Origin of the sequence: Escherichia sp. E10V10 (assembly GCF_004211985.1) — a bacterium.
Taxonomy (GTDB): Bacteria; Pseudomonadota; Gammaproteobacteria; order Enterobacterales; family Enterobacteriaceae; genus Escherichia.
This window is the reverse complement of the sequence record NZ_RHJO01000017.1, coordinates 42064-67926: the sequence shown is the minus strand read 5'-3', so window position 1 is coordinate 67926 and position 25863 is coordinate 42064. Positions and strand designations below refer to the sequence as shown.

At 51.5% G+C, this 25863-nt stretch carries 28 protein-coding genes, 1 tRNA gene and 1 pseudogene; 15 read left to right on the top strand and 15 right to left on the bottom strand.

Annotation, left to right across the window (positions count from 1 at the left end; genetic code table 11):
* Positions 1-221 precede the first annotated feature (221 nt).
* From D9736_RS17690 to D9736_RS17645, 10 genes are all read left to right on the top strand, one after another.
* Positions 222-518: a host-nuclease inhibitor Gam family protein gene (locus D9736_RS17690; RefSeq protein ID WP_130258845.1), complete on the top strand. Its 297-nt coding sequence runs from the start codon at positions 222-224 to the stop codon at positions 516-518.
* Positions 519-523: 5 nt separating this feature from the next.
* On the top strand, positions 524-1309 hold the full coding sequence (bet, locus tag D9736_RS17685; protein ID WP_001761647.1) for a phage recombination protein Bet: 786 nt from the start codon (positions 524-526) through the stop codon (positions 1307-1309).
* Entirely contained in the window at positions 1306-1986 is a 681-nt protein-coding gene (locus D9736_RS17680; RefSeq protein ID WP_000186835.1) for a lambda exonuclease family protein, read from the top strand. Before bet ends, D9736_RS17680 begins: the two co-directional genes overlap by 4 nt.
* Positions 1983-2141: a DUF1317 family protein gene (locus D9736_RS17675; RefSeq protein ID WP_002431455.1), complete on the top strand. Its 159-nt coding sequence runs from the start codon at positions 1983-1985 to the stop codon at positions 2139-2141. Before D9736_RS17680 ends, D9736_RS17675 begins: the two co-directional genes overlap by 4 nt.
* Positions 2138-2695: a phage N-6-adenine-methyltransferase gene (locus D9736_RS17670; protein WP_130258844.1), complete on the top strand. Its 558-nt coding sequence runs from the start codon at positions 2138-2140 to the stop codon at positions 2693-2695. The genes D9736_RS17675 and D9736_RS17670 overlap by 4 nt, the downstream gene beginning before the upstream one ends.
* Positions 2696-2771: 76 nt before the next feature.
* On the top strand, positions 2772-2987 hold the full coding sequence (locus D9736_RS17665; protein WP_000188870.1) for a hypothetical protein: 216 nt from the start codon (positions 2772-2774) through the stop codon (positions 2985-2987).
* A gap of 98 nt (positions 2988-3085) precedes the next feature.
* Complete coding sequence (locus D9736_RS17660; RefSeq protein ID WP_000763364.1) at positions 3086-3304, top strand: TraR/DksA family transcriptional regulator; 219 nt, start codon at positions 3086-3088, stop codon at positions 3302-3304.
* A gap of 47 nt (positions 3305-3351) precedes the next feature.
* Positions 3352-3630 carry a DUF4222 domain-containing protein gene (locus D9736_RS17655; RefSeq protein ID WP_000488407.1) on the top strand — a complete coding sequence of 93 codons (279 nt, stop codon included), beginning with the start codon at positions 3352-3354 and terminating at the stop codon, positions 3628-3630.
* Positions 3602-3952 (top strand): helix-turn-helix domain-containing protein, encoded by a 351-nt coding sequence (locus D9736_RS23620; protein ID WP_000446902.1) that lies wholly within the window; start codon positions 3602-3604, stop codon positions 3950-3952. The genes D9736_RS17655 and D9736_RS23620 overlap by 29 nt, the downstream gene beginning before the upstream one ends.
* On the top strand, positions 3874-4992 hold the full coding sequence (locus tag D9736_RS17645) for a site-specific integrase (protein ID WP_240779353.1): 1119 nt from the start codon (positions 3874-3876) through the stop codon (positions 4990-4992). The genes D9736_RS23620 and D9736_RS17645 overlap by 79 nt, the downstream gene beginning before the upstream one ends.
* 14 nt (positions 4993-5006) lie before the next feature.
* Here the strand turns inward: D9736_RS17645 and D9736_RS17640 are convergent.
* From D9736_RS17640 to proB, 3 genes are all read right to left on the bottom strand, one after another.
* Positions 5007-5082: transfer RNA gene (locus D9736_RS17640), tRNA-Thr, on the bottom strand.
* Between the two features lie 114 nt (positions 5083-5196).
* Entirely contained in the window at positions 5197-6450 is a 1254-nt protein-coding gene (proA, locus tag D9736_RS17635) for a glutamate-5-semialdehyde dehydrogenase (protein ID WP_130258842.1), read from the bottom strand.
* Between the two features lie 11 nt (positions 6451-6461).
* Positions 6462-7565: a glutamate 5-kinase gene (gene proB / locus D9736_RS17630; protein WP_001285288.1), complete on the bottom strand. Its 1104-nt coding sequence runs from the start codon at positions 7563-7565 to the stop codon at positions 6462-6464.
* Positions 7566-7852: 287 nt separating this feature from the next.
* Here proB and phoE point away from each other — a divergent pair, with 287 nt between their 5' ends.
* Positions 7853-8908, top strand: a complete 1056-nt coding sequence (gene phoE, locus D9736_RS17625; RefSeq protein ID WP_130218396.1) for a phosphoporin PhoE — start codon at positions 7853-7855, stop codon at positions 8906-8908.
* Positions 8909-8946: 38 nt separating this feature from the next.
* Here phoE and crl read toward each other — a convergent pair whose 3' ends face one another.
* The 3 genes from crl to gpt form a co-directional block, all read right to left on the bottom strand.
* Positions 8947-9348 carry a sigma factor-binding protein Crl gene (gene crl, locus D9736_RS17620; protein ID WP_130209675.1) on the bottom strand — a complete coding sequence of 134 codons (402 nt, stop codon included), beginning with the start codon at positions 9346-9348 and terminating at the stop codon, positions 8947-8949.
* A 57-nt stretch (positions 9349-9405) separates the two neighbouring features.
* Positions 9406-10650: an esterase FrsA gene (frsA, locus tag D9736_RS17615; protein ID WP_130209677.1), complete on the bottom strand. Its 1245-nt coding sequence runs from the start codon at positions 10648-10650 to the stop codon at positions 9406-9408.
* Positions 10651-10742: 92 nt separating this feature from the next.
* Positions 10743-11201, bottom strand: a complete 459-nt coding sequence (gene gpt / locus D9736_RS17610; RefSeq protein ID WP_001291990.1) for a xanthine phosphoribosyltransferase — start codon at positions 11199-11201, stop codon at positions 10743-10745.
* Between the two features lie 260 nt (positions 11202-11461).
* On the opposite strand from gpt, the gene pepD reads away from it, so the two are divergent.
* Positions 11462-12919, top strand: coding sequence for a cytosol nonspecific dipeptidase (gene pepD / locus D9736_RS17605; protein WP_130224106.1), 1458 nt, complete (start codon positions 11462-11464; stop codon positions 12917-12919).
* 56 nt (positions 12920-12975) lie between these two features.
* On the opposite strand, the gene prfH is transcribed toward pepD, so the two are convergent.
* The 5 genes from prfH to lafU form a co-directional block, all read right to left on the bottom strand.
* Entirely contained in the window at positions 12976-13590 is a 615-nt protein-coding gene (prfH, locus tag D9736_RS17600; protein ID WP_130258841.1) for a peptide chain release factor H, read from the bottom strand.
* On the bottom strand, positions 13587-14726 hold the full coding sequence (locus D9736_RS17595; RefSeq protein WP_205712930.1) for an RNA ligase RtcB family protein: 1140 nt from the start codon (positions 14724-14726) through the stop codon (positions 13587-13589). The genes prfH and D9736_RS17595 overlap by 4 nt, the downstream gene beginning before the upstream one ends.
* A gap of 189 nt (positions 14727-14915) precedes the next feature.
* Entirely contained in the window at positions 14916-15368 is a 453-nt protein-coding gene (locus tag D9736_RS17590; RefSeq protein ID WP_130258839.1) for a GNAT family N-acetyltransferase, read from the bottom strand.
* Positions 15365-16420, bottom strand: a complete 1056-nt coding sequence (gene dinB, locus D9736_RS17585; protein ID WP_001226161.1) for a DNA polymerase IV — start codon at positions 16418-16420, stop codon at positions 15365-15367. The genes D9736_RS17590 and dinB overlap by 4 nt, the downstream gene beginning before the upstream one ends.
* 70 nt (positions 16421-16490) lie before the next feature.
* Positions 16491-17276: a putative lateral flagellar export/assembly protein LafU gene (gene lafU / locus D9736_RS17580; RefSeq protein WP_000207556.1), complete on the bottom strand. Its 786-nt coding sequence runs from the start codon at positions 17274-17276 to the stop codon at positions 16491-16493.
* Here lafU and D9736_RS17575 point away from each other — a divergent pair.
* Positions 17248-18960: pseudogene (locus tag D9736_RS17575) on the top strand (flagellar biosynthesis protein FlhA); the annotation flags it as partial. The gene lafU and the pseudogene D9736_RS17575 overlap by 29 nt on opposite strands.
* A gap of 115 nt (positions 18961-19075) precedes the next feature.
* Here D9736_RS17575 and rayT read toward each other — a convergent pair.
* Together rayT and D9736_RS17565 are read right to left on the bottom strand one after the other, a co-directional pair.
* Positions 19076-19573, bottom strand: coding sequence for an REP-associated tyrosine transposase RayT (rayT, locus tag D9736_RS17570; RefSeq protein ID WP_130258837.1), 498 nt, complete (start codon positions 19571-19573; stop codon positions 19076-19078).
* Between the two features lie 175 nt (positions 19574-19748).
* On the bottom strand, positions 19749-20498 hold the full coding sequence (locus tag D9736_RS17565) for a C40 family peptidase (RefSeq protein ID WP_130258836.1): 750 nt from the start codon (positions 20496-20498) through the stop codon (positions 19749-19751).
* Between the two features lie 311 nt (positions 20499-20809).
* Between D9736_RS17565 and dpaA the strand changes: the two genes are divergently transcribed.
* Positions 20810-21550 (top strand): peptidoglycan meso-diaminopimelic acid protein amidase, encoded by a 741-nt coding sequence (gene dpaA / locus D9736_RS17560; RefSeq protein ID WP_001225684.1) that lies wholly within the window; start codon positions 20810-20812, stop codon positions 21548-21550.
* Here dpaA and D9736_RS17555 read toward each other — a convergent pair.
* Together D9736_RS17555 and lpcA are read right to left on the bottom strand one after the other, a co-directional pair.
* Positions 21521-22288, bottom strand: a complete 768-nt coding sequence (locus D9736_RS17555) for a class II glutamine amidotransferase (RefSeq protein WP_000333380.1) — start codon at positions 22286-22288, stop codon at positions 21521-21523. The two genes, dpaA and D9736_RS17555, sit on opposite strands and share 30 nt — an antisense overlap.
* 208 nt (positions 22289-22496) lie before the next feature.
* Positions 22497-23075, bottom strand: coding sequence for a D-sedoheptulose 7-phosphate isomerase (lpcA, locus tag D9736_RS17550; RefSeq protein ID WP_016159301.1), 579 nt, complete (start codon positions 23073-23075; stop codon positions 22497-22499).
* 239 nt (positions 23076-23314) lie between these two features.
* On the opposite strand from lpcA, the gene fadE reads away from it, so the two are divergent.
* Entirely contained in the window at positions 23315-25759 is a 2445-nt protein-coding gene (gene fadE / locus D9736_RS17545; protein WP_130258835.1) for an acyl-CoA dehydrogenase FadE, read from the top strand.
* Positions 25760-25863: the final 104 nt, after the last annotated feature.

Genomic DNA, 25863 nt, shown 5'->3' with positions numbered 1-25863 from the left:
GATTATGCGGGATACTTACACCTGGACTGCATCAGCTAATTTACGCGGACGGCTTTATCTGCATCGCGGCATCGAGCGCACTTATACCCGTGATTTGCTCGTAGAAGTTTTTCTCGACGGACGCGGTAACGGCCTGAATCACTAACCCCCCTTTCCTGTTTTCCTAATCAGCCTGGCATTTCGCGGGCGATATTTTCACAGCCATTTTCAGGAGTTCAGCCATGAACGCTTATTACATTCAGGATCGTCTTGAGGCTCAGAGCTGGGCACGTCACTACCAGCAGATCGCCCGTGAAGAGAAAGAGGCAAAACTGGCAGACGACATGGAAAAAGGTCTTCCACAGCACCTGTTTGAATCACTCTGTATCGATCATTTGCAACGCTGCGGGGCCAGCAAAAAAGCCATTACTCGTGCATTTGATGACGATGTTGAGTTTCAGGAGCGCATGGCTGAACACATCCGGTACATGGTTGAAACCATTGCTCACCACCAGGTTGATATTGATTCAGAGGTATAAAACGGATGAGTACAGCACTCGCAACGCTGGCTGGGAAGCTGGCTGAACGTGTCGGCATGGATTCTGTCGACCCGCAGGAACTGATCACCACTCTTCGCCAGACGGCATTTAAAGGTGATGCCAGCGATGCGCAGTTCATCGCATTGCTGATCGTCGCCAACCAGTACGGCCTTAATCCGTGGACGAAAGAAATTTACGCCTTCCCTGATAAGCAGAACGGCATCGTTCCGGTGGTGGGCGTTGATGGCTGGTCCCGCATCATCAATGAAAACCAGCAGTTTGATGGCATGGACTTTGAGCAGGACAATGAATCCTGTACATGCCGGATTTACCGCAAGGACCGTAATCATCCGATCTGCGTTACCGAATGGATGGATGAATGCCGCCGCGAACCATTCAAAACCCGCGAAGGCAGAGAAATCACCGGACCGTGGCAGTCGCATCCCAAACGAATGTTACGGCATAAAGCCATGATTCAGTGTGCCCGTCTGGCCTTCGGATTTGCTGGTATCTATGACAAGGATGAAGCCGAGCACATTGTCGAAAATACTGCATACACTGCGGAACGTCAGCCGGAACGCGACATCACTCCGGTTAACGATGAAACCATGCAGGAGATTAACACTCTGCTGATCGCCCTGGATAAAACATGGGATGACGACTTATTGCCGCTCTGTTCCCAGATATTTCGCCGCGACATTCGCGCATCGTCAGAACTGACACAGGCCGAAGCAGTGAAAGCTCTTGGATTCCTGAAACAGAAAGCCACTGAGCAGAAGGTGGCAGCATGACACCGGACATTATCCTGCAGCGTACCGGGATCGACGTGAGAGCTGTCGAACAGGGGGATGATGCATGGCACAAATTACGGCTCGGCGTCATCACCGCTTCAGAAGTTCACAACGTGATAGCAAAGCCCCGCTCAGGAAAGAAGTGGCCTGACATGAAAATGTCCTACTTCCACACCCTGCTGGCTGAGGTTTGCACCGGTGTGGCTCCGGAAGTTAATGCTAAGGCGCTGGCCTGGGGAAAACAGTACGAGAACGACGCCAGAACCCTGTTTGAATTCACTTCCGGCGTGAATGTTACTGAATCCCCGATCATCTATCGCGACGAAAGTATGCGCACCGCCTGCTCTCCCGATGGTTTATGCAGTGACGGCAACGGCCTTGAACTGAAATGCCCGTTTACCTCCCGGGATTTCATGAAATTCCGGCTCGGTGGTTTCGAGGCAATAAAATCGGCTTACATGGCCCAGGTGCAGTACAGCATGTGGGTGACGCGAAAAGATGCCTGGTACTTTGCCAACTATGACCCGCGCATGAAGCGTGAAGGCCTGCATTATGTCGTGATTGAGCGGAATGAAAAGTACATGGCGAGTTTTGACGAGATGGTGCCGGAGTTCATCGAAAAAATGGACGAGGCACTGGCTGAAATTGGTTTTGTATTTGGGGAGCAATGGCGATGACGCATCCTCACGATAATATCCGGGTAGGCGCGATCACTTTCGTCTACTCCGTTACAAAGCGAGGCTGGGTATTTCCCGGCCTTTCTGTTATCAGAAATCCACTGAAAGCACAGCGGCTGGCTGAGGAGATAAATAATAAACGGGGGGCTGTATGACTGATTTCACCGGAAGCAATACTCCTGCCGAACATCGCGACAGCTGGCGCACACCACCAGAGATTTTTGCTGCGCTTAATGCAGAGTTCGTTTTTCAACTTGATGCTGCAGCCAGCGAAAAAAACCGACTATGTCGGCTTTTTATCTCACAGGAGCAGAACACATTAACCACTTCATGGCCTGAAGCAATGGGATATGCCTCTGGTTATGTCTGGTTGAATCCACCATACAGCAATATTTCCCCTTTTGTGAAAAAGGCAGCCACTGAAAACAAATTCAGTAGTGTGGGATGTGTAATGTTATTGCCTGCTGACACATCTGTCGGATGGTTTCATGAAGCGATACAAACCGCCAGTGAGGTCAGATTCATCACGGCAGGACGACTGGCATTTATTAACCCACTCACCGGGAAACCCGTCAGTGGAAATAATAAAGGCTCGATGCTCATTATCTGGCACTCATACCCCCGTACACACTGCCACTTTACGACCGTTGATCGTGGAGAGTTGATGGCGTTCGGCTCAAGGATTCTTGCCCGTCGGGAGGCTGCATGACAACCACGGAATGCATTTTTCTGGCAGCGGGCTTCATATTCTGTGTGCTTATGCTTGCCGACATGGGACTTGTTCAATGACACCTCAGCAGGAAAACGCCCTTCGCAGCATTGCCCGTCAGGCTAATTCTGAAATCAAAAAAGCCAGACAGCAGTTTCCGGATAAAAACGTCGATGACATTTGCCGTAGCGTACTGAAGAAGCACCGCGAAACGGTAACGCTGATGGGATTCACACCGACTCATTTAAGCCTGGCGATCGGCATGTTAAACGGCGTCTTTAAGGAGCGATGAACATGAAAAGCAAAATCATCAGGGAGCTACAGGCTCCTTTTTTATTATTCGCATTCACCCTCAAGTGTATTAACCAACAATTCAGGGATTAATGGAAGATGGCAGACATCATTGATTCAGCATCAGAAATCGAAGAATTACAGCGCAATACAGCAATAAAAATGCGTCGTCTGAACCACCAGGCTATATCTGCCACTCATTGTTGTGAGTGTGGCGATCCCATAGATGAACGAAGACGCCTGGCCGTTCAGGGGTGTCGGACTTGTGCAAGTTGCCAGGAGGAGATCGAACTTAAGAACAAACAATGGGGATTGTGATGGCCTCAAAGCAGCAAATTTCAACATCGTCCAACTGAGGTGTAAAAATGTTCAGAATCATTTTTCCTAACACCTGGTACGTCGACCACCACGGCACTCCCTGCAAAATCCTGCGTTCTACCCACAACAAAGTTCACTACATCCGAAAAGGCAGAACATGTATCGCCAGCATGTTCCGCTTTAATCATGACTTTGAACCTGTGAATAAAGCTGATGCAGATCGGATAGCAGAAGAGATCGAAACGGCAGAACACATTAAGAAGTTACGTGACATGCGTTCAAAAAGCAGAGGTAACCATGGAATCATACAGCCTCACACTCGATGAGGCCTGTCAGTTTCTCAAGATATCCAGACCTACCGCTACCAACTGGATACGAACAGGCCGCCTACAGGCAACACGCAAAGACCCCACTAAACCAAAATCTCCTTACCTCACAACGCGACAAGCCTGCATTGCGGCGCTTCAGTCTCCGCTGCATACTATCAAGGTGAGCGCGGGTGATGGCATAACAGAGGAAAGAAAATGTCACTCTTCCGCAGAAGTGAAATATGGTACGCCAGTTTCACATTGCCGAACGGTAAAAGATTTAAACAGTCTCTTGGAACAAAGGACAAAAGGCAGGCGACAGAACTCCATGACAAGCTAAAGGCTGAAGCATGGCGGGTCAGCAAACTTGGTGAAATACCTGATATAACGTTCGAGGAAGCGTGTGTCAGGTGGCTTGAAGAGAAAGCACATAAAAAATCACTGGACGATGACAAAAGCCGGATCGGATTCTGGCTTCAACATTTCGCAGGAATGCAACTAAGAGACATTACTGAATCAAAAATTTATTCAGCAATGCAGAAAATGACGAACCGGCGTCATGAGGAAAACTGGAAACTCAGGGCAGAAGCATGCAGAAAAAAAGGGAAACCTGTTCCAGAATACACGCCAAAACCAGCGTCCGTTGCAACGAAGGCTACGCATCTTTCATTTATAAAGGCCCTACTAAGAGCCGCAGAGCGTGAATGGAAAATGCTGGATAAGGCACCAATTATTAAAGTGCCTCAACCAAAGAATAAACGGATCCGCTGGCTGGAGCCCCATGAAGCACAAAAGCTGATTGATGAATGTCCGGAGCCATTAAAGTCTGTTGTTGAATTTGCACTGGCAACAGGCTTAAGACGCTCGAACATCATCAACCTTGAATGGCAACAAATAGATATGCAGCGCCGGGTGGCATGGATAAACCCGGAAGAGAGTAAATCAAACCGCGCAATTGGCGTTGCGCTGAATGATACTGCATGTCGCGTATTGAAAAAACAAATCGGGAATCATCACCGTTGGGTATTTGTGTACAAGGAAAGCTGTACCAAACCAGACGGAACGAAAGCGCCAACAGTAAGGAAGATGCGGTATGACGCAAACACAGCCTGGAAAGCGGCGCTGAGACGGGCTGGTATTGATGATTTCAGATTTCACGACTTGAGACACACCTGGGCAAGTTGGCTGGTTCAAGCCGGAGTCCCGTTGTCAGTGTTACAGGAAATGGGAGGCTGGGAGTCTATCGAAATGGTTCGTCGATATGCTCACCTTGCACCTAATCACCTTACCGAACACGCACGGCAAATAGACTCGATCCTGAACCCATCGGTCCCAAATTTGTCCCAGTCAAAAAATAAGGAAGGTACTAATGATGTGTAACTTATTGATTTTAATGGTGCCGATAATAGGAGTCGAACCTACGACCTTCGCATTACGAATGCGCTGCTCTACCAACTGAGCTATATCGGCCCTGAAAGGACATGTTCACGAACGTGAATCACGGTGGACAAGGTTAAAACTAACCGGGCGATGCGTCAATGGCCTTGTGAATCAAATGGCTACTTTTGCATCACCCGGTTTTATTTACGCACGAATGGTGTAATCACCAATGCCGATCCACTTGTAAGTGGTCAGTGCTTCCAGCCCCATTGGGCCACGCGCGTGGAGTTTTTGTGTGCTTACCGCCACTTCCGCACCCAGTCCAAACTGGCCGCCGTCGGTAAAACGCGTAGAGGCGTTAACGTAAACAGCGGACGAATCCACTTCGTTAACAAAACGCTGGGCGTTGCGCATATCGCGGGTCAGGATCGCATCGGAGTGTTGTGTGCCGTGTTCACAAATATGGGCGATGGCATCGTCAAGATCGCTGACGATTTTGACGTTCAAATCTAATGACAGAAACTCATCGTCATACTCTTCGGCTTTAACCGCCACCACCTTCGCGGGGCCTGCCTGCAACTGCGCCAGTGCGCCAGCATCTGCGTGTAATGTCACGCCGCTTTCCGCCATTTGTTTGCTTAATGCGGGCAGGAAGCTATCGGCGATATTTTTATTCACCAGCAACGTTTCTACCGTATTACATGTGCTCGGACGTTGAGTTTTCGCGTTGACGATGACTTTCAGGGCTTCAGCGATCTCTGCACTTTCATCAACGTAAATATGGCATACGCCTATACCACCTGTGATCACCGGGATCGTCGACTGTTCGCGGCACAGTTTATGCAAACCAGCCCCGCCGCGCGGGATCAGCATGTCGATGTATTTATCCATACGCAGCATTTCACTGACCAACGCGCGGTCAGGATTATCAATTGCCTGTACTGCACCTGCCGGTAAACCGCAGGATTTCAGGGCGTCCTGAATCACCGCCACCGTTGCAGCGTTAGTGCGACAGGTTTCTTTGCCGCCACGCAGGATCACCGCGTTACCCGTTTTCAGGCACAGCGAAGCGACATCAACCGTCACGTTCGGCCGCGCTTCATAAATCACGCCAATCACGCCCAACGGTACGCGACGACGCTCCAGACGCAGGCCACTGTCCAGCACGCCACCATCGATTACCTGCCCCACCGGATCGGCGAGGTTACACACCTGGCGCACATCGTCGGCAATGCCTTTCAGCCGTGCGGGCGTCAGTGCCAGACGGTCAAGCATCGCTTCGCTAAGGCCATTGGCACGCGCGTCAGCAACATCCTGGGCGTTAGCGTTGAGGATGCTTTCGCTTTGTGCTTCCAGTTCATCGGCGATTTTTTCCAGCACGCGATTTTTTTCGCGGCTGGAGAGTTGCGCTAATTTATACGAGGCTTGCTTCGCGGCAATGCCCATTTGTTCCAGCATCAGCCTGCTCCTTAACGGGTAATCATGTCATCACGGTGAACGGCAACCGGGCCGTATTCATATCCCAGTATTGCATCAATTTCTTGCGAGTGGTGTCCGGCAATACGGCGTAATGCATCGCTGTTATAACGACTGACGCCGTGGGCGATATCGCGACCTTCGAGGTTGCAAATGCGGATGACTTCACCACGCGAGAAATTGCCAGTCACGCTTTTAATGCCTTTCGGCAACAGGGAGCTGCCGCGTTCCAGAATGGCGGCAGTTGCCCCTTCATCTACCGTGATTTCACCCGCCGGCGGCGCACCGAAAATCCAGCGTTTACGGTTTTCAAGCGGAGTCGCCTGGGCATGGAACAGCGTACCGACGGAAATGCCTTCCATCACATCACCAATGACGCCCGGCTTGCTGCCCGCGGCAATAATGGTGTCGATACCCGCACGGCAAGCCACGTCAGCGGCCTGCAATTTGGTGCTCATGCCGCCGGTTCCAAGACCTGAAACGCTGTCACCGGCAATCGCGCGCAGTGCGTCATCAATGCCATAAACATCTTTAATCAGTTCTGCCTGCGGATTGCTGCGCGGGTCAGCGGTATACAAACCTTTTTGATCGGTCAGCAGCAACAGTTTATCGGCACCCGCCAGAATCGCCGCCAGCGCAGAAAGGTTGTCGTTGTCACCAACTTTAATTTCTGCCGTAGCGACAGCATCGTTCTCATTGATTACTGGAACGATGTTGTTATCGAGCAGTGCACGCAGGGTGTCGCGGGCGTTCAGGAAGCGTTCACGGTCTTCCATATCAGCACGAGTCAGCAGCATCTGCCCGACGTGAATGCCATAAATCGAAAACAGCTGTTCCCACAGTTGAATCAGTCGACTCTGCCCTACCGCCGCCAGCAGTTGTTTTGAGGCAATAGTCGCTGGCAGTTCCGGGTAACCCAGGTGCTCACGTCCGGCGGCAATCGCGCCCGACGTCACAATGACTATCCGATGCCCGGCGGCATGTAACTGCGCGCACTGGCGAACAAGTTCAACGATATGGGCACGGTTCAGGCGGCGCGATCCGCCTGTTAGCACACTGGTGCCGAGTTTTACCACCAGCGTCTGGCTGTCACTCATGATTCTCTGCCATTCAATTTTAGGAAAAATGATATCAAACGAACGTTTTAGCAGGACTGTCGCCGGTTGCCAACCATCTGCGAGCAAAGCATAGCGTTTTGTTGCGCGGGATCAGCAAGCGTAACGGCAGTTGTTTACGCTTTTATTACAGATTTAATAAATTAGCACATTTTAAGAATATTATTAAGCTGTAATATATCTTTAACAATTTCACGTTAAAAACTTTCCTGTTTTCGACGGGACTCTCCCGAAGAATATTCGCGCGTTAATTAAAATCAGGAATGAAAATGAAAAAGAGCACTCTGGCATTAGTGGTGATGGGCATTGTGGCATCTGCATCCGTACAGGCCGCAGAAGTATATAACAAAGACGGTAATAAACTGGATATTTATGGCAAAGTTAAAGCCATGCATTATATGAGTGATAATGACAGTAAAGATGGCGACCAGAGTTATATCCGTTTTGGTTTTAAAGGCGAAACACAAATTAACGATCAACTGACTGGTTATGGGCGTTGGGAAGCAGAGTTTGCCGGAAATAAAGCGGAGAGTGATACCGCACAGCAAAAAACGCGACTCGCTTTTGCCGGGTTGAAATATAAAGATTTGGGTTCTTTCGATTATGGTCGTAACCTGGGCGCGTTGTATGACGTGGAAGCCTGGACCGATATGTTCCCGGAATTTGGTGGCGACTCCTCCGCACAGACCGATAACTTTATGACCAAACGCGCCAGCGGGCTGGCGACTTATCGTAACACCGACTTCTTCGGCGTTATCGATGGCTTGAATTTAACCTTGCAATATCAAGGGAAAAACGAAAACCGCGATGTGAAAAAGCAGAATGGCGATGGCTTCGGCACCTCGTTAACCTATGACTTCGGCGGCAGCGATTTCGCCATCAGTGGGGCCTATACCAACTCTGATCGCACCAACGAGCAAAACCAGCAAAGCCGTGGCACAGGTAAGCGCGCAGAAGCATGGGCAACAGGCCTGAAATACGATGCCAATAATATTTACCTGGCCACCTTCTATTCTGAAACACGCAAAATGACGCCAATCTCTGGCGGCTTTGCCAATAAAACTCAGAACTTTGAAGCGGTCGCACAATATCAATTCGACTTTGGTCTGCGTCCATCACTGGGTTACGTCTTATCGAAAGGGAAAGATATTGAAGGCATCGGCGATGAAGATCTGGTCAATTACATCGATGTCGGTGCTACGTATTATTTCAACAAAAATATGTCAGCGTTTGTTGATTATAAAATCAATCAGCTGGATAGCGATAATAAGCTGAATATCAACAATGATGATATTGTCGCGGTTGGGATGACGTATCAGTTTTAATGAATATTGCCGGATGCGATGCATCCGGCACATTTCATTCACGCCGTTAACTTCACCGGCTCGTCACGAAAATCATCCGCCGGTTCCAGTTTCAGATTCAACGTCACCAACAGTTCACGCAGCTTCTCGTGAAACTCACGCAAGGTATACTCCAGCCGCTCTACCACTTCGGCATCTTTTACCGGAACACTCGTCCAGTCGCCTGCTTTATCGAACAGACCAAACTGATAGCTGTATGTAAAACGGGATTCCTGCGCTTCCAGTTCCATCCACCAGCCCCAGAACTCACGCACTTCCGGCGCGGGTTTCACGTTGACGCATACAGCCAGACAATCGAAAAAGAATCGATTATCTTCGCACTTACCTTCACGAATATACGGGCCTAGTGCGGTAAATTTTTTGATCAATCTGCTTTTCGGGTGTCCACTCGGTAACGTCATTGCGATCTCCTGTTGTGATGCAACTGTTTTACCAAATTGACAAAATTTAGCAAATTTTTAACACAATCGCTTTTCGATCCAGTTGGTGATTTCCTGAAGCGCCTTGTCAAAATTCCGATACACGGGGTTAAGCGGAATCTCTAACAATTTACCATCCGCAGATGACGACGTGATTAAGCGTGAATCCTCTTCCGGGCTGAACGGATCGTTCTTCCAGTACCCTGATAACATTGGCGTTGGGCAACGACGTCCCAGCAATCCTTGCACTTTTAATGAATAGCGATTCAGCTCAACACGCAACGCTTCATCAGAAGCATCATGCATTCCCAGTCGGCTCGCCAGAACGTCAAGATACATTTCCGGCACTTGTTGCTGGCACTTAAAATCACTCAGCAAGGTGTGAACCACCGGGCCAAGACAGGCCACCGCTTTCAAACGTGATGCCTCGAGATAAGCCAGGCGTACAGCAACGTTAGCACCAAAACGGAAACCAAAGGCTGCGACGCGCGTGTGATCTACCCACGGCACGTTTGGCAACGCCTTTAAGACATGTTGGTGCAGTAGGCTGGAATCCTGGGTGAGTTTCCATTTTGAGGAAAAACCGACCGAAGGCATATCAATAGTCAGCATCGCAATGCCGCGCGGTGCAAAATAGCGCTCATAAAGGGAGTAATAGTCTGTTTGCATCGCATCCAGACCACCACACATTAATACTGTCGGGAATGGGCCATCACCTTTTGGCATATGCAAAAAGCCAGTGATGGGCGCGCCCCCCGGAACGGTAAACTCCATTTGCCGCATTGTTCCAGGCAGACGTTGCGCAGCTTCTTCATACGCGCGATTTGACAACGCCTGTACCTGTTCAGCCAGATCATCGCCCTTCAAGTGCGGATAGGCGGCAATATTGTACAACGTAGCTGCGTGCAGCCAGTGACGCCCGCTGAGTTGCGGATCTTCTTCCGCACAGGCTTTCTGTTGCCACACCATCGCCTGGGTGGCCCACTCGTAAATCCAGTTGCCGCCGCGGTAGCCAATCACCGTATCGTATAAATCATTGTCGGTGCGTTCAGCATCGCTCATCACAATGCGCGCCTGGACGTCGAGGATTTCACGCGGATCAACACCGCGCCAGATCCACATCAGGCGGTTAATCATGCGATACCAATGAGGAATATTTTTGCCATCGAGGGCCGACTGCACCGACGGTTGCGCACCGTGGTTAAAACGGCGGACTAGCGTCGAGGTTTCAGGATGTTTAAAGCGGGGTTTGAACAGGGTTTCGCTCAGGTTAGCCTGTGTCATGGATGCAACCTCCAGGAATACTTACTGGAAGCTATTGTAACCTGCCTGACGTTAAAAAGAACAACGCCCGGCAGTGCCAGGCGTTGAAAAGGTTAGCGACCAGAGATAGGAGGGACGAACACAACGCCCATATCCCACGGCTGCTCAATCCAGGTATCTTGTGGGATATCAACCACATAATCATCTACCAGAGGACGACCAGCCGGTTTCGCGAAGATAGTCACAAAGTGTGCTTTAGGATACATTTCACGAATTGCAACCGCAGTACCACCGGTATCTACCAGGTCATCAATGACGATAAAGCCTTCACCGTCACCTTCTGCGCGTTTCAGTACTTTCAGTTCGCGCTGGTTGTCGTGATCGTAGCTGGAAATACATACGGTATCGACATGACGAATACCCAGTTCACGCGCCAGTAACGCACCCGGTACCAGACCGCCACGGCTTACGGCAATAATGCCTTTCCATTGTTCAGAAGGCATCAGTCGGCTTGCGAGTTTACGTGCATGGATCTGCAACATGTCCCAGGTGACGATGTATTTTTCGCTCATGTGAAGTGTCCCAGCCTGTTTATCTACGGCTTAAAAAGTGTTCGAGGGGAAAATAGGTTGCGCGAGATTATAGAGATCTGGCGCACTAAAAACCAGTATTTCACATAAGTCCGCGTCTTTTTACGCACTGCTACTACCTGTCGCTAGATAAAGTGGTATTCTCAAACATATCTCGCAAGCCTGACTTGTGCTGACAACATTTTCTGCTAACCCTGTGACCTGCAATACTGTTTTGCGGGTGATCGACAAGGAGACTTAACGTGTCTGAACTGTCTCAATTATCTCCACAGCCGCTGTGGGATATTTTTGCAAAAATCTGTTCTATTCCTCACCCGTCCTATCATGAAGAGCAACTCGCTGAATACATTGTAGGTTGGGCAAAAGAAAAAGGTTTCCACGTCGAACGCGATCAAGTGGGGAATATCCTGATTCGTAAACCTGCCACCGCAGGTATGGAAAACCGTAAACCGGTTGTCCTGCAGGCTCACCTCGATATGGTGCCGCAAAAAAACAACGACACCGTGCACGACTTCACCAAAGATCCTATCCAGCCTTATATTGATGGCGAATGGGTTAAAGCGCGTGGCACCACGCTGGGTGCAGATAACGGCATTGGTATGGCGTCTGCGCTGGCGGTTCTGGCTGACGAAAACGTGGTTCACGGCCCGCTGGAAGTGCTGCTGACTATGACCGAAGAAGCCGGTATGGACGGCGCATTCGGTTTACAAAGCAACTGGTTGCAGGCTGACATTCTGATTAACACCGACTCCGAAGAAGAAGGTGAAATCTACATGGGTTGCGCGGGGGGTATCGACTTCACCTCCAACCTGCATTTAGATCGTGAAGCGGTTCCAGCTGGCTTTGAAACCTTCAAGTTAACCTTAAAAGGTCTGAAAGGCGGTCACTCTGGTGGCGAAATCCACGTTGGCCTGGGTAACGCGAACAAACTGCTGGTTCGCTTCCTGGCGGGTCATGCAGAAGAGCTGGATCTGCGTCTTATCGACTTCAACGGCGGCACACTGCGTAACGCCATCCCGCGTGAAGCCTTTGCGACCATTGCTGTCGCAGCTGATAAAGTCGACGCACTGAAATCTCTGGTGAATACCTATCAGGACATCCTGAAAAACGAGCTGGCAGAGAAAGAGAAAAATCTGGCCTTGTTGCTGGACTCTGTTGCGAACGATAAAGCTGCCCTGATTGCGCAATCTCGCGATACCTTTATTCGTCTGCTGAACGCCACCCCGAACGGTGTTATCCGCAACTCCGATGTAGCCAAAGGCGTGGTTGAAACCTCCCTGAACGTCGGTGTGGTGACCATGACCGACAACAACGTAGAAATTCACTGCCTGATCCGTTCTCTTATCGACAGCGGTAAAGACTACGTGGTGAGCATGCTGGATTCGCTGGGTAAACTGGCTGGCGCGAAAACCGAAGCGAAAGGCGCATATCCTGGCTGGCAGCCGGACGCTAATTCTCCGGTGATGCATCTGGTACGTGAAACCTATCAGCGTCTGTTCAACAAGACGCCGAACATCCAGATTATCCATGCGGGTCTGGAATGTGGTCTGTTTAAAAAACCGTATCCGGAAATGGACATGGTTTCTATCGGGCCAACAATCACCGGTCCACACTCTCCGGATGAGCAAGTTCACATCGAAAGCGTAGGTCACTACTGGACACTGCTGACTGAACTGCTGAAAGAAATTCCGGCGAAGTAATTATTTGATTTGCTGCCGGATGGCGTTTAATCGCCTTCCGGCAGTTTCATCCTTCATTATCCTTCGATAAATGCCATCCCTGTAAATGTCCGTCGCGGGTTGCCACGTTCAATCTGGTGATGGAACATTCGCCGCTGCGATTTCAGCGCCGCGCTATTTTCCTGTTGCTGCTGCTCCAGCTTCCAGGCAATCAGCAATCGTGCCAGCCGTTTGTTAGCATGCTGGCTGCGCTCTGACTGAACCTTCACGCTAATCCCGGTAGCCAGATGCGTGGCGCGCACCGCCGAGTCGGTTTTATTGACATGTTGATCACCCGGCCCCGACGAACGCAGCGTCTCATACCGGATCGCATCCGATTGTTCCTGCTCATCAGCGGTAAAACGCCCAATGCCCAGAAACCAGTTTTTACGCCCGTGATGTGGGCGATACGGGCTCGGACAAATCCACTGAATAGTGCCGCACCAGCTTTCGCTTAATGCCCATGCGTTGTCGCCATCCAGAGAAATCAGCGCCGCACGCACCGTGTCAGGATAACGCCCGGCTTCGGTTTCCAGCACCGTTACCGCGACGTCTTGTCGGGTAGCTTCTTTAATTAGCCTGTCCAGCGCCTTTTTCACTGCGAGACAACATTCTTCCGGCCCCTGAGCTGAGGAGAGTTGTAGCAAGATCATCCTTTTTTCCCTCCACTGTTTTTGAGCGTTAACACCGGACGCAGCCGCGCGACAGGATTAATCAAACCGGCCTGCACCAGACATTGCACCACGCTTTCAGCCGATTTATAGGCTTGTGGCGCTTCTTCGAAGATGAGTTGCTTATCGCGACAAATTACCCGACTGCCAAGTTCAGTCCGCGAGAGCTGCGTCGCCGTGTATTTCGCTGCCAGACGCCCTTTACACTCGGTGCGCCCCCATTTACGCCCTGCCCCATGCGCCAGCGAGTGGAGCGTTTTTTCGTTCGCAACAGGCTGTACAAGCCAGGAGTAATCACCGCGTGAACCGGGAATAATCACCAGCCCATTGTCATCTGGCGTTGCCCCTTTACGATGCAACCAACCTTGTTGATCGCCGATTTGACACGCGCTAACAAAGTTATGCGCCACATCCAGAACCGAATTTCCGGTGGCCTTAACTTGTTGCATTATGCGCAAAGCGATCAGCTGGCGATTAATACGCGCAAACGCCAGCGCATCGTCATGTTCCGCAATATACCGTAGCGCGTCGTCACAGCCTTCTGGCAAACCATGATGCGAAAACGAGGCAATATGCCGCTGTAAAATAGACTGCCCCAACCCCCGCGAGCCGCTATGAACTAGCAGTTGCAGATGCTGCGCATCCAGACCTGCCAGTGCAAACAGTTCAGCGTCGATGATTTGATCAACTTGTTGCAGTTCTGCGAAGTGGTTACCGCCACCGATAGAGCCAAGCGAGCTGCGCCACACATGCTGTGCAAATGCTAACGGCAGGTTTTCCTCCAGCCAGCTTTCTTCAGCAACGTCATCCAAAGCTGATAATCGCTTTTCAAACTTACCGGCGTTGTATTTGCGAGCGAGAATATCTGTTTGCCATAGCGCCATGCCGCAGCCGATATCATTGCCGACCAGTGCCGGGTAAAAACGGCCTGCGGAGAAGAACGCTGCGCCAATCGGGTAGCCGCGTCCGGGGTGTAAATCTGGCATCCCCACAACGCGCTGCATGTTGGGTAAATTTGCCGTGGTGTGTAATTGTTGGATCGCTAAACTCTCGATCCACAGGTCATCAGATGCGATGGTAAATACCGCATCGGATAAGGGACGAATATATTTGCCCATGTACCATTCCATTTATGAATAAAAATCAGGAAATGGCAGACGAATCCAGGGCAAGAAAAAAGAATTAATCCTGGAAAGGTCTGCAAAGAGTCATTGATAAAGGATTTGTCATGATTTACCTCCTTGCAGTTTGTGGAATAAGAAAACGCGCACATACTAGGCGGGCGTTATTTTCATTGCAAGCTGGATTTAATATTGCTGTTGATATCGCATATAAAAATTAGTAAACCACTCTCCCCGGCATTCAATGCGCTGCTGCTTAACTGTCTGAAAACCATAACGTTCAAAAAAGGGTTTTGCGGTTATGCTGGCGTCCACTGTAAGTTCGAATTCAGACTTAATCAAAGGTTTTAACAAAGCGCTGGCAACCCCACGGCGGGTGTATTCAGGGTCAACAAATAACATATCGATATAATGTTCAATGCGGGAAATAAAACCAACCGGTTGTGCATTAATGACAGCAACCCGCACTTGTGATTTCGCGAGTTTCTCCTTCCAGCGAGATTCGTCAATCTGCGCCCAGGCGGCAATTTGTTGTGGAGAATAGTGCTGACTGGCGGTCATCGTAACCGCTCTAATGAAAATAGCGCATAGTTGCTGAAAATCGCCAGGCTGATAGTTTCTTATTTGTATGTTATTCATAATCCCAACACCAGTTGTCTTTCCATTTGCGGGTCAAGCAACGTCACATGCAGCCCCACCAGTCGCACACCGCGCCCGCCGCGACGTTCATCCCAGGTTTTACGCGCGGTGGCGATTAAGTCAGCTTTATTCAGCCGCGGCCAGACGTGCTCCTGAGTGGTTTGCTGAAAATCATCAAACTTTAATTTCACCCCCTGGCGAGCAATCAGTAAATCAGGTTTCACCTTTGCCAGACGGCGTTCAAGTTCCGGATACAGCCGCTCGATAATCGCTTCACATTCAGACCAGTGATGAATATCTTCCGCCATCGTGCGTTCCACGCCGACGGATTTTCGCAACCGTTCGCTGTTAACGTCGCGCTCGTCAATCCCCTGACTACGCTCCCACAAAATGCGGCCAAATTTGCCAAAGCGTTTAAGCAGAATCACCAGATCACACTTTTGCACATCACCGCAGGTTCGTAGCCCCATCGCTTCCAGTTTTGCCGCCGAGACTTTGCCGACGCCGGGAATTTTTGCCAGCGGTAAGGTTTGCAGAAATGCCGGAACTTCTGCCGGCGTAATCACAAACTGGCCGTTGGGTTTATTCATGTCGGAGGCGATTTTGGCGAGAAACTTTACTGGTGCCACGCCCGCAGATGCCGTCAGTTGCAGCTCGTTGAAAATCGTCTGGCGGATTTCCTGGGCGATGAGGGTCGCAGAACCGTGGCAATGGACGCTATCGGTGACATCGAGATAAGCCTCATCCAGTGACAACGGTTCAATGCGCGAGGTGTAGCGCGAGAAAATTTCGCGAATATGATTTGAGGCTTCTTTGTAGGCGTCAAAGCGCCCCGGAAGCAAGGTGAGATGTGGGCATAATTTGAGCGCCATCCCTGTCGGCATAGCGCTACGTACGCCAAATTTACGCGCGGGATAATTGGCGGTGCTGATCACCCCCCGACGTTCGCGGCTGCCGCCAATAGCAATAGGGATATCGCGCAGGGCGGGATTGTCGCGCATCTCCACCGCGGCGAAAAAGCAGTCCATATCCACATGAATGATTTTACGCATTGCTCACCTCTCAACACTGGTAAAGTATACAGTGATTTCAGGGTTTGAGAAATGCGTAAAGATTCAGCATTTAACGCGTTCGCTGCGAAAGCACCTGCTGCTTATCCAGCTTTTGCACCAGTGGCTGCACCACTTTATCTCCATGCTGACCAAAGTATTGATACAGCGTATCGGACGCACTTTTGGTCAGCACCATAATCTCAATGCGCCGGTTGCCCGCGCTTTGCGGATTTTTGGCATCCAGCAGCATCTGGTCCGCCATTGCGCTCACCTGCATCACTTTATCTTCCGGCATTCCGGCCTCTTCCAGCACCCGACGAGCCGAAAGCGCGCGATCACCCGAAAGGTTCCAGTTGTTGTAGATATTGTTTTTGTAGGCCATCGCATCGGTATGCCCGGTAATAATAATTTTGTTATCGAGCGAGTCGAACACTGGCGCGAGCTCCACCAGCAGCGTTTTAAAGAACGGCATAATCTGCGCGCTGCCGCGCTCAAACATATTGCGGTTCTGGTCGTCTTTAATCAGCACGCGTAATCCCTGCGGGACAATCTCCATCTCCAGATTCGCTTCCATATGCGCATCACGGGCAATAGTGTTGATACTGGTTGCCAGCTCGCCAAGCTCGGTGGCGGATTTCTTCTTCAGCAGCGCCGTTTTCTCATTCACATCACGCGCTTTTTTCTCCGTCTCTTCCGGCACCGCCACGGTGGCAGGTTTTGGCGGATGAGACGGGCTGATTTTATTTAACGGCGACAGCCCGCCACCGTTAAAAATCGACTGCCCGTGCAGCGCGGCGATAATGCTTTCACGCTCGGATTTACTGACGCTGTTGACAATCAACTTTATCGTCGTCACCAAAGGGGCCGAGCGTATTTCCGAGGTTTCTGCCCGCTTTACCCTGGACGCGATGCCCGGCAAACAGATGGCGATTGACGCCGATCTTAACGCCGGATTGATCAACCAGGCGCAGGCGCAAACCCGGCGTAAAGATGTTGCCAGCGAGGCTGATTTCTACGGCGCAATGGACGGGGCATCGAAGTTTGTGCGCGGGGACGCCATCGCCGGGATGATGATTCTGGCGATCAACCTGATCGGCGGTGTCTGCATCGGGATCTTTAAATACAACCTGAGCGCCGATGCCGCCTTCCAGCAGTATGTGCTGATGACCATTGGTGACGGTCTGGTGGCGCAGATCCCTTCCCTGCTGCTCTCCACCGCGGCGGCGATAATCGTCACCCGCGTCAGCGACAACGGCGATATTGCCCATGACGTGCGCCACCAGCTGCTGGCAAGCCCGTCTGTGCTCTTCACCGCTACCGGAATTATGTTTGTGCTGGCGGTGGTGCCGGGGATGCCGCACCTGCCGTTTTTGCTGTTCAGCGCCCTGCTGGGTTTTACCGGCTGGCGAATGAGCAAGCGCCCGCAGGCGGCGGAAGCGGAGGAGAAAAGCCTCGAAACGCTGACCCGCACCATCACCGAAACCAGCGAGCAACAGGTCAGTTGGGAAACCATTCCGCTGATCGAGCCCATCAGTTTAAGCCTCGGTTACAAACTGGTGGCGCTGGTGGACAAAACACAGGGTAACCCGCTCACCCAGCGGATTCGCGGCGTGCGGCAGGTGATTTCTGACGGCAACGGCGTGCTGCTGCCGGAGATCCGCATTCGGGAAAACTTCCGCCTCAAGCCCAGCCAGTACGCCATTTTCATCAACGGTATTAAGGCCGATGAAGCGGATATTCCGGCGGATAAACTGATGGCGCTGCCCTCCAGCGAAACCTACGGCGAGATTGACGGCGTGCTGGGGAACGACCCGGCGTACGGGATGCCGGTGACCTGGATCCAGCCCGCGCAGAAGGCGAAGGCGCTGAATATGGGGTATCAGGTGATCGACAGCGCCAGCGTGATTGCTACCCATGTGAATAAGATTGTGCGCAGCTATATTCCTGATTTGTTTAACTATGACGACATCACGCAGTTGCATAACCGTTTGTCGTCGATGGCACCGCGCCTGGCGGAAGATTTGAGCGCGGCGCTGAATTACAGCCAGTTGCTGAAAGTGTACCGGGCGCTGCTGACCGAAGGCGTTTCCCTGCGCGATATTGTCACCATCGCCACCGTGCTGGTCGCCAGTAGCACCGTCACCAAAGATCATATTCTGCTGGCGGCCGATGTGCGCCTGGCACTGCGGCGCAGTATCACCCATCCGTTCGTTCGCAAGCAGGAGCTGGCGGTGTATACGCTGAATAATGAGCTGGAAAATCTGCTGACCAACGTGGTGAATCAGGCGCAGCAGGCCGGGAAAGTGATGCTCGACAGCGTGCCGGTGGACCCGAATATGCTCAACCAGTTCCAGAGCACGATGCCGCAGGTAAAAGAGCAGATGAAAGCGGCGGGGAAAGATCCGGTGCTGCTGGTGCCGCCGCAGCTGCGCCCTTTGCTGGCGCGCTATGCAAGGTTGTTTGCGCCGGGGCTGCATGTGCTGTCGTATAACGAAGTGCCGGATGAGCTGGAGTTGAAGATTATGGGGGCGTTGATGTAGGCATCCGGCATCGGTGCACAACCGCCGGATGCGGCGTAAACGCCTTATCCGTCCTACTGTTAAGGCACGATTCGTAGGCCGGATAAGCGTAAGCGCATCCGGCACCAGCGCACAATTATAAAATGATACGCTCCCCGGCACTAAAATCCGTTATGTCTCCCGCCCAATCAATGGGATATAACCCTCGCGCCACATCGCGATGGAACGTTGAGAATGGCCAATCACTCACTTGCTTTACCCAGCCATGTTTTACTGGATTTATATAAATATAATCAACATGATGGCGATAGTCTTTGGTATTGCGGATGGCGTGCTCCCAAAAACGTGGTTGCCAGATATTTTTCAATCCACAAGCATGGGTGAATTGCTTTTTAATCTCCCGCCAGCGAGAGGAAAAATCATCATCGCTTTCAGGTAATGTCCAGATACAGTGCATATGCTCCGGCAAAACGACCCAGGCATTAATTTCAAAAGGTCTGGCTCGCTTAACTTTAATAATGGCGTTACGGAGCGTCTGGTACTGGGTAGTCAAAAGTTGGCTTCGACGATTCCGTAAATTCACCGTGAAAAACCAGCTTCCCCCCTTGAGGTAATAACGACGATATTCAGACATAGCGACTCCTTTTTCTCAACGGTAAGAAGAAAAGGAAAGGTCGGCAATGAGGTTGTTTTATATCGGGAAAGCGGCTCGCAAATATTCGCGGACTCGTAGGCATGATAAGACTCGCCAGCGTCGCATCAGGCATCCGCGTACAACCGCCGGAGGCGGCGTGAACGCCTTATCCGTCCTACAAAATCGTCTCTTCCGTCAAAATCCGTCGCGCGCCTAAAAAATGGTCCTGCCAGAAAGGTTCGGCTAACCGGCTTATCCGAATGGTTTCGCCGGTACGTGGCGACTCGATAAATTGCCCATCGCCCAAATACACGCCCATATGATCGGCTATCTCGCGGCTGTGGATATGGAAAAACAGCAAATCTCCCCGGCGCAGGTCGTTGTTCGCCACAATCGTTGCCCGATGGTAGTGATACATCTCATTGGCCGTGCGCGGGAGCTTCGCCTCAAGGATCTTGTTGTAGGCATAAAAAACCAACCCGCTACAGTCGAAGCCTTGATCGGGCCGCGTGCCGCCCCAGACGTAAGGCTTGCCAAGCTGCTGCTCCAGGCGGTGAATCGCCACTTCGGTGATGTTATGCAGGTGATTGCTGCTTAAAAAGTGGTTGTTTTCCGCCAGCGCCTGCCAGCGTCGGTCACTCGCCTTGAGCGGCGCAGGAAACCATTCTGGATGCTGTTTTATCTGCTCCCGGTTGTGCTGGCGTAGCGCCCTTCTGCTTTCGGTATTGCCTTCCACAATATAGCTGGCCTGCTTTTTCAGATGGGTTTGGTAGTGTTTTAATAAACGCGCACGGTTTTGCATCCGCAGGCGGGCGGCGTAGCTGAAAGAGATATGTGATGTGGTGGCGCTGGCAAGTAAAGGAAGCAAAAGGGACAAAGAAAACACGCCCAGGCGCAGCAATCTGTCGTGAGAGAACAAATACATGGAGGATATAAACCGGCTGAATGAAGATGAGAATATTAGAGGAAAGGAAGGAGAGGCGGGATTATTAATTGCTTATTTGCATATTACTATCGAGGTTTCATAACCTTAGGAAATAAGAAATAAACCGCTTTACATGCGCTTTTCGGACTTTTGAAAATCGCCACTTATGCTAAATTTGTAAACCCAGCGCCGACAGGCTTGCGTAAAACTCTTTTGGTGATAATGTGAGCCTTCCAAATCCAGACTATTCCGATTTGGGATCTATTTTGCCGTCCTGGCGTGTATAACCGTTTTATCAAGGAATAAGCAGTATGCGTAAAATCGCATTAATTCTTGCGATGTTGTTGATCCCGTGCGTTTCATTTGCCGGTTTGCTGGGCAGCAGTAGCTCTACCACGCCAGTGAGCAAAGAGTATAAGCAGCAGTTGATGGGATCCCCTGTCTACATCCAGATCTTCAAGGAAGAACGTACGCTCGATCTCTACGTCAAAATGGGCGAGCAATATCAACTGCTCGACAGTTATAAAATCTGTAAATATTCCGGCGGGTTAGGACCAAAACAGCGTCAGGGCGATTTTAAAAGTCCGGAAGGGTTTTATAGCGTTCAGCGTAATCAGTTAAAACCAGACAGCCGTTACTACAAAGCGATTAATATTGGTTTCCCCAATGCCTATGACCGTGCGCATGGTTATGAAGGGAAATACCTGATGATCCACGGCGATTGTGTTTCCATCGGCTGCTACGCAATGACCAATCAGGGTATTGATGAGATCTTCCAGTTCGTTACTGGTGCACTGGTGTTTGGTCAGTCAAGTGTGCAGGTGAGCATTTACCCATTTCGCATGACCGACGCCAACATGCAGCGTCATAAGTATTCCAATTTTAAGGACTTCTGGGAGCAACTGAAGCCGGGCTATGACTACTTTGAACAGACCCGTAAGCCGCCGACCGTTTCAGTGGTCAATGGTCGTTACGTGGTCAGCAAGCCGTTAAGCCACGAAGTTGTGCAGCCACAACTGGCATCAAACTACACGCTCCCCGAGGCAAAATAAGCGCCATTCGCCTGGCATAATCTTTTGCCAGGTTTCATTGCCCGTCAGCGGCTGTGTCGCAATCACCGTGACCACATCATTCGGTGTGGTCTGCGAGCTGAAGTCGATTTCCACATCCTGATCCAGCAGCGTTGCCACGCCAAACGGCGCGCGGCGGGTGATCCAGTGCAGATTGGTCGAGCAATACGCCATTACATAGCGCCCATCCGAAAGCAGCATGTTGAAAACGCCCTTCTGCCGCAGTTCGTCCGCCAGTGAGGCGATATATTTAAACACTGCTGCCATGTTGCCCGGCGTGCGCGGGTAACGCTGCGTTAATTTATGCAGCAGCCAGCAAAAGGCTTTTTCGCTATCGGTTTCACCGACCGGACGGAAGTTGCCGGTTTCCAGTGATTTGTAGCCCGTCAATTGCCCGTTATGGGCGTACGTCCAGTTGCGTCCCCATAACTCGCGGGTAAATGGGTGAGTATTTTCCAGCGCCACCTCGCCCCGATTAGCCTGGCGAATATGAGCCACAACCGAACAGGATTTTATCGGGTAGTCCTGAACAAGTTTGGCGATGGGGGAATTAAAGCTGGGTTGTGGATCTTTAAATGTGCGACAGCCTTTACCTTCGTAAAAGGTGATGCCCCAGCCATCTTTATGTGGCCCGGTTCCACCACCACGCTGCACAAGCCCGGTGAAACTAAAGCAGATATCGGTAGGGACGTTGGCGCTCATCCCGAGCAATTCGCACATCGGTAACCTCCACAACAGCGGGAGCGCATGGCCCCCGGCGAAGATTGATTTAAGAATTTTCAGGTCGGATGCGGCGTAAACGCATTATTCGGCCTACGGTTCGTGTACAGATTTGTAGGCATGATAAGACGCGCCAGCGTCGCATCAGGCATCAGAGCACAAATGCCGGATGCGGCGTAATGAACGCCTTATCCGGCCTGCGCCAGACTTACTTAACCATCTCTTTTTCAATCAACTGGATCAGGATATGGATCACTTTAATGTGGATCTCCTGAATGCGGTCGGCATAACCAAAGTGCGGAACGCGAATTTCGATATCCGCCGTGCCAGCCATTTTACCGCCGTCTTTACCGGTCAGGGTGATCACTTTCATCCCCTTCTCACGCGCCGCCGCAATCGCTTTGATCACGTTTGCAGAGTTACCAGAGGTGGAGATCCCCAGCAGCACATCGCCTTCGCGTCCTACTGCTTCAACGTAGCGGGAGAAAATATCGTTAAAGCCAAAATCGTTGCCAACACAGGTGATGTGGCTGACATCTGAAATGGCAATCGCCGGATAGCCCGGACGGTTTTCACGGTAGCGACCGGTCAACTCTTCGGCAAAGTGCATGGCGTCGCAATGGGAGCCGCCGTTGCCACAGGAAAGCACCTTGCCACCGGCTTTAAAGCTGTCTGCTAACAGGACCGCCGCGCGCTGAATGGCGTGAATATTGGCGTCATCTTTTAAAAAGTTAGCCAGCGTTTCCGCCGCTTCGTTCAGTTCGTTACGAATAAGATCCTGGTACATGAGGATATCCTTCAGCATAAATGAATTAGACAAAATGCAGTGTACCGGATACCACCAAAAGCGAGAAGACCAGCGCGGTGGAATGACCAGGACTTTTTGACCCGAAGTGCGGATAAAAACAGCAACAATGTGAGCTTCGTTGTAATTATATTGTAAACACATTGCTAAATGTTTTTACATCCACTACAACCATATCATCACAAGTGGTCGGACCTCCTACAAGTAAGGGGCTTTTCGTTATGATGATTTTGAGTATTCTCGCTACGGTTGTCCTGCTCGGCGCGTTGTTCTATCACCGCGTGAGCTTATTTATCAGCAGTCTGATTTTGCTCGCCTGGACAGCCGCCCTCGGCGTTGCTGGTCTGTGGTCGGCGTGGGTACTGGTGCCTCTGGCCATTATCCTTGTGCCGTTTAACTTTGCGCCTATGCGTAAGTCGATGATTTCCGCGCCGGTATTTCGCGCTTTCCGTAAAGTGATGCCGCCGATGTCGCGCACTGAGAAAGAAGCGATCGACGCAGGCACCACATGGTGGGAAGGCGATTTGTTCCAGGGCAAGCCGGACTGGAAAAAGCTGCACAACTATCCGCAGCCGCGCCTGACTGCCGAAGAGCAAGCGTTTCTCGACGGCCCGGTAGAAGAAGCCTGCCGGATGGCGAATGATTTCCAGATTACTCATGAGCTGGCGGATCTACCACCGGAGTTGTGGGCGTACCTTAAAGAGCATCGCTTCTTCGCGATGATCATCAAAAAAGAGTACGGCGGACTGGAGTTCTCAGCTTATGCCCAGTCTCGCGTGCTGCAAAAACTCTCCGGCGTGAGCGGGATCCTGGCGATTACCGTCGGCGTGCCGAACTCATTAGGCCCGGGCGAGCTGCTGCAACATTACGGCACTGACGAGCAGAAAAATCACTATCTGCCGCGTCTGGCGCGTGGTCAGGAGATCCCTTGCTTTGCACTGACCAGCCCGGAAGCGGGTTCCGATGCGGGCGCGATTCCGGACACCGGGATTGTCTGCATGGGTGAGTGGCAGGGCCAGCAGGTGCTGGGTATGCGTCTGACCTGGAACAAACGCTACATTACGCTGGCACCGATTGCGACCGTGCTTGGTCTGGCGTTTAAACTCTCCGACCCGGAAAAACTGCTGGGTGGCGCAGAAGATTTAGGTATTACCTGTGCGCTGATCCCGACCACCACGCCGGGCGTGGAAATTGGTCGTCGCCACTTCCCGCTAAACGTACCGTTCCAGAACGGACCGACGCGCGGTAAAGATGTCTTCGTGCCGATCGATTACATCATCGGCGGACCCAAAATGGCCGGGCAAGGCTGGCGGATGCTGGTGGAGTGTCTCTCGGTAGGCCGCGGCATCACCCTGCCTTCCAACTCAACCGGCGGCGTGAAGTCGGTAGCGCTGGCAACGGGCGCGTATGCGCACATTCGCCGTCAGTTCAAAATCTCTATCGGTAAGATGGAAGGGATTGAAGAGCCGCTGGCGCGTATTGCCGGTAATGCGTACGTAATGGATGCTGCGGCATCGCTGATTACCTACGGCATTATGCTCGGTGAGAAACCTGCCGTGCTGTCGGCTATCGTTAAGTATCACTGTACCCACCGCGGGCAGCAGTCGATTATTGATGCGATGGATATTACTGGTGGCAAAGGCATTATGCTCGGACAGAGCAACTTCCTGGCGCGTGCTTACCAGGGCGCACCGATTGCCATCACCGTTGAAGGGGCTAACATTCTGACCCGCAGCATGATGATCTTCGGCCAGGGGGCGATTCGTTGCCATCCGTACGTGCTGGAAGAGATGGAAGCGGCGAAGAATAATGACGTCAACGCGTTCGATAAACTGCTGTTCAAACATATCGGTCACGTCGGTAGCAACAAAGTTCGCAGCTTCTGGCTGGGCCTGACGCGCGGTTTAACCAGCAGCACGCCAACCGGCGATGCCACTAAACGCTACTATCAGCACCTGAACCGCCTGAGCGCCAACCTCGCCCTGCTTTCTGATGTCTCGATGGCGGTGCTGGGCGGCAGCCTGAAACGTCGCGAGCGCATCTCGGCCCGTCTGGGTGATATTTTAAGCCAGCTTTACCTCGCCTCTGCCGTTCTGAAGCGTTATGACGACGAAGGCCGTAATGAAGCCGACCTGCCGCTGGTGCACTGGGGCGTACAGGATGCGCTGTATCAGGCAGAACAGGCGATGGATGATTTACTACAAAACTTCCCGAACCGCGTGGTTGCCGGGCTGCTGAATGTGGTGATCTTCCCGACCGGACGTCATTATCTGGCACCTTCTGACAAGCTGGATCATAAGGTGGCGAAGATTTTACAAGTGCCGAACGCCACCCGTTCCCGCATTGGTCGCGGTCAGTACCTGACGCCGAGCGAGCATAATCCGGTTGGCTTGCTGGAAGAGGCGCTGGTGGATGTGATTGCCGCCGACCCGATTCATCAGCGGATCTGTAAAGAGCTGGGTAAAAACCTGCCATTTACCCGTCTGGATGAACTGGCGCACAACGCGCTGGCGAAGGGGCTGATTGATAAAGATGAAGCCGCTATTCTGGTGAAAGCTGAAGAAAGCCGTCTGCGTAGTATTAACGTTGATGACTTTGATCCGGAAGAGCTGGCGACGAAGCCGGTAAAGTTGCCGGAGAAAGTGCGAAAAGTTGAAGCCGCGTAATTGAATAACGGAGCCGAAAGGCTCCGTTGAGACTGCTGGCAAACGCAATACTGCCTGATGCGCTACGCTTATCAGGCCTACGAAGACCATGTAATCTATTGAAG

Coding starts and splice junctions, on each gene's coding strand:
- bet (WP_001761647.1), top strand. CDS start 524: ATGAGTACAGCACTCGCAACGCTGGCTGGGAAGCTGGCTGAACGTGTC.
- D9736_RS17680 (WP_000186835.1), top strand. CDS start 1,306: ATGACACCGGACATTATCCTGCAGCGTACCGGGATCGACGTGAGAGCT.
- prfH (WP_130258841.1), bottom strand. CDS start 13,590: ATGATCTTGCTACAACTCTCCTCAGCTCAGGGGCCGGAAGAATGTTGT.
- crl (WP_130209675.1), bottom strand. CDS start 9,348: ATGACGTTACCGAGTGGACACCCGAAAAGCAGATTGATCAAAAAATTT.
- D9736_RS17590 (WP_130258839.1), bottom strand. CDS start 15,368: ATGAATAACATACAAATAAGAAACTATCAGCCTGGCGATTTTCAGCAA.
- D9736_RS17555 (WP_000333380.1), bottom strand. CDS start 22,288: ATGTGCGAATTGCTCGGGATGAGCGCCAACGTCCCTACCGATATCTGC.
- dpaA (WP_001225684.1), top strand. CDS start 20,810: ATGCGTAAAATCGCATTAATTCTTGCGATGTTGTTGATCCCGTGCGTT.
- phoE (WP_130218396.1), top strand. CDS start 7,853: ATGAAAAAGAGCACTCTGGCATTAGTGGTGATGGGCATTGTGGCATCT.
- D9736_RS23620 (WP_000446902.1), top strand. CDS start 3,602: ATGGAATCATACAGCCTCACACTCGATGAGGCCTGTCAGTTTCTCAAG.
- proA (WP_130258842.1), bottom strand. CDS start 6,450: ATGCTGGAACAAATGGGCATTGCCGCGAAGCAAGCCTCGTATAAATTA.
- D9736_RS17565 (WP_130258836.1), bottom strand. CDS start 20,498: ATGTATTTGTTCTCTCACGACAGATTGCTGCGCCTGGGCGTGTTTTCT.
- D9736_RS17595 (WP_205712930.1), bottom strand. CDS start 14,726: ATGGGCAAATATATTCGTCCCTTATCCGATGCGGTATTTACCATCGCA.
- D9736_RS17655 (WP_000488407.1), top strand. CDS start 3,352: ATGTTCAGAATCATTTTTCCTAACACCTGGTACGTCGACCACCACGGC.
- D9736_RS17670 (WP_130258844.1), top strand. CDS start 2,138: ATGACTGATTTCACCGGAAGCAATACTCCTGCCGAACATCGCGACAGC.
- dinB (WP_001226161.1), bottom strand. CDS start 16,420: ATGCGTAAAATCATTCATGTGGATATGGACTGCTTTTTCGCCGCGGTG.
- D9736_RS17690 (WP_130258845.1), top strand. CDS start 222: ATGAACGCTTATTACATTCAGGATCGTCTTGAGGCTCAGAGCTGGGCA.
- D9736_RS17665 (WP_000188870.1), top strand. CDS start 2,772: ATGACACCTCAGCAGGAAAACGCCCTTCGCAGCATTGCCCGTCAGGCT.
- lpcA (WP_016159301.1), bottom strand. CDS start 23,075: ATGTACCAGGATCTTATTCGTAACGAACTGAACGAAGCGGCGGAAACG.
- D9736_RS17675 (WP_002431455.1), top strand. CDS start 1,983: ATGACGCATCCTCACGATAATATCCGGGTAGGCGCGATCACTTTCGTC.
- D9736_RS17660 (WP_000763364.1), top strand. CDS start 3,086: ATGGCAGACATCATTGATTCAGCATCAGAAATCGAAGAATTACAGCGC.
- frsA (WP_130209677.1), bottom strand. CDS start 10,650: ATGACACAGGCTAACCTGAGCGAAACCCTGTTCAAACCCCGCTTTAAA.
- fadE (WP_130258835.1), top strand. CDS start 23,315: ATGATGATTTTGAGTATTCTCGCTACGGTTGTCCTGCTCGGCGCGTTG.
- proB (WP_001285288.1), bottom strand. CDS start 7,565: ATGAGTGACAGCCAGACGCTGGTGGTAAAACTCGGCACCAGTGTGCTA.
- gpt (WP_001291990.1), bottom strand. CDS start 11,201: ATGAGCGAAAAATACATCGTCACCTGGGACATGTTGCAGATCCATGCA.
- rayT (WP_130258837.1), bottom strand. CDS start 19,573: ATGTCTGAATATCGTCGTTATTACCTCAAGGGGGGAAGCTGGTTTTTC.